Consider the following 4,938-nt stretch of genomic DNA (forward strand, 5'->3'; position numbering starts at 1 on the left):
AGGAGCATTCGCACCATGATGTACTCCATAGCCCTAGTCTTATGGGAGAGAAGGTTAATCCCAGAATTTGTAGCTTAACGACGACACTATCACCACACTCATCAGCCATAGGCAAAGCCTTAAATATTTATTGAGAACTATATCACTTTTAATGGGGAGTGGCTCTGGTCATGATTTGTTTGAGAGCTTCAATGAGGTTGAGGTTAGTGAGGTTCTTCGTAGGTGCACCAACTGTGGTAGGTTCGTTCTCATTGGGCCACCGAGGAGTGGTAAGACGTTTTTCAGGGAGAATTACCTAGAGGGCAGGCTGGGTGTTGGCGTCACCGTCGATGAGCACACGCTAGGCATAACCACCAAGACCGAGGATGAGGAAGCCAAGGACGAGTTGGGGCTTCGTGAGAAGGTTATGAGGCTTCTTAAGAGGATGACCCTGATTGGGAAGTTTGCGGATAAGGAGAGGGTTGATGATGAGGAGTTGAGGAGGGTCCTTGGTGATAGGGCTCCCAAGCCTATTGTTGAGGGGGCTAGAAGGAAGATTGGGGACTCACCGCACAGGGCTTACTACATACCGTGGGAATGCGTTGAGAAGCCAAATGAATGCACCTCCGATGCGGATGCCAGTAAGGCATTGGAGTTGATCAAGACGGTCTTTGATGATAGGAACAAGGGGGTCTCTGATGATAAGAAGGTGACGATTAAGTGGTTCAAGGCCGAGTACATACCGCCAGGCCTTGTCGAGGAGGTCATCGAATTAATCAGAGAGAAGGGTGAGAATGAGGCTAGGAAGGTGTTGAAGGACTGGGTTGATGCGTACTCCAAAGCCGTTAATACTTTGAGTAAGGTTTTGGGTTTGAAGGAGAACTTGCTTGAGTGGGATGAGTTGTCTATTGGGTTCTTGAGCGAGTTCGTGAACAATTCCGCGAATTACGTGATTGGTGGTTTAGCCTTAACCCCACTCTTGGGTGCGGCTTCCCTAGCCATCATCTCGGTGCTCACGCACATGGCATTCAAGAATGAGGGGGAGAACTACCTCAAGGAGATCATTGAGTTAAGGAGAAGCCTTGAGGGGTTGTTGGTGAAAGGACCAGATGGTAGGCTTGATTTCAATGAGTTGGGTAGGTTGTTGGTCTATAGGGTTGCCTACGCAATGGGGATGGGTTATGATGAGGCAAAAGAGGCACTAATGGGCATAACGGGCTTGAGCATAGATGAGCTGGAGGAGAGGGTTAACAAGATTGAGGAGAGGGTTAAGGAGATTGAGAGAGAAATTGAGAAGCTTGAGAAGAATATTGAGTTGTTTAGGCAGGAGGAGCGTGCGGTCATAGTCACGGCTGATGTTGGTGAGTTCGCGAAAGGTAGGATTTACCCAAACATCAAGGTTGAGAACGGTGAGTTGAGGGTTAGGGTTGAGGATGGGTACCACAGCATCGTTAGGGCAGGTAGGTTCAACGAATTGGTTAACGAGGTTAGGGATAGGCTTTTGAAGCAGGGCTTCGTCGTGGTCGTTGGACCCAAGGGTATTGGTAAGTCCACGCTAGCCGCAGCCGAGATTTGGAAGTTGTTCATGAACGGCGATATTGGGCTAGTTGCACGTGTTGATGTGCTTGATTCGGAGAATTCCTCGGAGTTTACTACGTTCATTGAGAACTACGGTGAGAAATTCAGCGAGCACTTCGGTAAGTTGCTCATACTCTACGACCCAGTGTCGACCAAAGCCTACGAGAGAGCGGACATTGACGTGAAGGCACCCATACAAGCAAACATCGAGAGGACAATAAAGGACTTGATGAAAGTCATAAAATCGATAAGCTCCGAAGCTTCGAAACCGCTCACACTCATCGTAATACCGAGCGACGTCTACAACGCATTGAGTGAACAAAGAAGAAATGAGTTGGAGGGATATAGGCTTGACGTTTCGCAGGGACTCATCAACACCGAATTCCTGGCTGAGTTGATTAGGGAGTACACGAGGACGAAGAGTAACCCCAACGGGTGTGCATTAAGTGATAGGGAACTTAGTGAATTAGCCGGCGAATTAGCAAAGCTCGACTCCGGCCACGCACTAATAGCTAGGCTCATCGGCGAGGAACTGGCGAGGAACAATTGTAGTGCCCGTGAGATCAAGGAGTTAATCAGCAAAGCCAAGGGTAAAGCCGAGGCATTCATAATACTACACATAAACGGATTATTCAAGTTCCATGAAGACCCCGACACGGCCAAGGCCTTGGTCGAGGTCTTCGCATTGAGGAGGCCATTCGTTGATTCAGTGAGACCCGGTGATCCAATACTGACGCAAGGCATTGTTGGGTTGATTGGCGAGGAGAGAGGTGCGAAGATTCTTTATGGTGCCGAGGGTGGGGAGTTGAGGGGTTGGTTAGCCCATAGGCAGCACGACCTAATTGAGGAGGCGATTAAGAAGCTACTTAAGTGCATTGTAAGTGAGGGTGAGGAATGTAAGGAACTTGGTGATGCGTTGAAGCCCTGGAAAACAAGAGTAGTTATGGAGTCATTGAGGGAGGTCTCGGAAAAGGTGAGTAATGTAGACAGTGCCGTTAAGTACTTCGCCAGTAACTATGGCGAGAAACTCACAAACACATTAAAAGTCTTCAGCAATAAGTGTTGGAAAAGAGCCGCATTAATCATTGGGTATGCCTTAACTGGGCGTGTTTCAGTGCCTAGGCACGAGATCTTACCTGAGAGCTTAAGAGGGAACGTTGCTAAGTCCCTTGGTGATGCTTTAAGGGAATGCGATGTTGATGATTACCTACTCGTTGGTAACGTAATCCCACCATTAATACGGTACCTAACTTATACACGTGTCTCGACCGAGGCATTCATCGATAAGTACAATGAGGCTATTGATGAGATGAATAGGATCCTTAACATCGCCAGGGGTAGGGGCGGTATTTGTGTCGCTGAGGGTTTTTATGTTCTTGGGCTAGCCTCAATAATCGCCAACGCCGCCATGTTAGGCAGGGATGTCAAGCCCAGCGATGCCGACACCGCATTACACATAGTAGCATCCACTATACAAGATGTTGCATCACCAGACCTCATTAAGTTAGTGCTATGTGCCTTAGAACCGTTGCGTGATAAGACACCGCATAGGTACCTCGAACTACTAGTCCTCGCATCGAATATGGAGAACCTCGATAGTGACATAGTTAGGTACATACTTGGTGAGTTGAATAAGATTTTAGATAATTATGGTGGTATGGTTAAGGAGCATACCTGGTCCCTCGTACATGCAATAATTGCCTACGCTAACCTGCTTTGGTTACACCTTGTTCATTTCGATAATGATGAGGTTAAGGGTGCGGTTAGTAGGGTCGCTGACCTACTCATTGAGTTGGATAGGTTCAAGTCCAGCCTGGGCGTCATTGCTTGGGCGTATGCGTTAGTCCCAGCGTTAAGGCATGAGGATGTGAGGAGGCTTATGGAGGAGGTGTTACGCATCGATGTGGTTGATAAGGCTAATGGGATCCTTGAGGAACTAAGCAGGTTGAGAGGGTTGGTTCAGGATCTAATGAGGGATGAGGAATTCATGAACTACATTGAATCCAGGTTCGTAAAGGCTGATGAGGAGGCAGTTAGGAGATCAATCCTTGATGCAGTATTGTTTCTTAGCCACGTATTGGCGCTTTATCGGCTTGATAACGACGAGCTTGACAAGGCGGAGAAACTAATTAATGAGGTTACTGAGAAGCATAAGGAAGTCGGTGACTATGAAAACTACCTAGTTAATCGTAGTTGGGCATTGCGTGTTGAGACTATCGAAGGCTCATTAGTTGGTGAAAAGTTGGTTAATGAGTTTAGGCGGTTGTACGAGGAGACCTTTAATGTGGAGCATTTCGAGCTCACGGCTAGGTATCTCAGTATTGCATCGGGTACACTTGGTGAGTACCTCGTATCCTTGGCCCTAACAGGCAATTACGAAATGATCAACGAGCTACTTGAGAAGCATTTGCGGGTGCTGAACGCCGTTAAGCAATTCTCGGCCCTGACTAGGCTTATGCTCAACGTCCTACTCGGTCCTAGGGGTGGGTTAAGCAGCGAGCTTAAGGGTAAGCTTAGCGTCAATCCTGAGGAGTTGATTGATGCCTTTGGATATGATATGCGTCGTAAGTACTTGTCTGCGTTAAGGGTTGCCTTCGGGATGATAAGGCCTGAGGATGGGTATGAGGAGTGCAAGTTAATTGAGGATTCAACGGAGAAGAGGAACTGTGAAGGCGCCGTCTTGGCTGTCATGAACGACAGTGATGCTGTTTGGTGGCTAAGAGAAGAGTTAATTAATGATTTTCATAAACGAATTTTAGAGAAGGAGAGGTCGGGTTGGCTTATGGAGCTTGGTTTTGATACCAATGCGTTGATTAGTGAATTTGGGAAGTTGGTGTATGGGCTTGATGGTAAGTCCCTAGTACAACTAATCGTCCCTGATTATTCAACGGCTCTGTTAGCCCTAATGCTCCACGCATTGATTAGTGGTAATAAGGAACTAGCCAAGGCACTTGCAATTAAAGGAGCTACTTATTATTCCAGTAAGTTGCTCGGGAGGTTGTTCCTTGAGGTATATAAGGAGTGTTGCGACTTGAAGAGTGAGTCGTTTAGGCTTGCCATCGCCAGGCTCTTCTTCTACCACATATAGCCTTGGGGAGTCAGTCTCGGAGTTCCGGTCTGTTCTCATTGTCTAGTTGGCATGGGGTAAAATAATTGATTTCCTAATCTCCTATGCTAAAGAAAGAGACGAACCGGTAAAGGACGTTAGAGTGGGATTAAACTGGACTTGTGTATTATCTAAAAATCTCGGTGTTGCAATGACGTATAAAATAGGCTGGGAGATAAAGGATGCTGGGAGGCTCGATGAGATGACAACGGGCGAATTGGCTGAGTTACTTAAGTCATGGAACTTAGTCGAAGCTTCGGTAGGCTTAGCAAGTA

At 47.2% G+C, this 4,938-nt stretch carries 2 pseudogenes; both read left to right on the forward strand.

The annotated features are described in order from the left end of the window. Positions 1-78: pseudogene (locus tag AT710_09110) on the forward strand. Between the two features lie 880 nt (positions 79-958). Beyond that, positions 959-2,695, forward strand: a pseudogene (locus AT710_09115). Positions 2,696-4,938: the final 2,243 nt, after the last annotated feature.

It is taken from the genome of Thermocladium sp. ECH_B (genome assembly GCA_001516585.1).
GTDB lineage: Archaea > Thermoproteota > Thermoprotei > Thermoproteales > Thermocladiaceae > Thermocladium.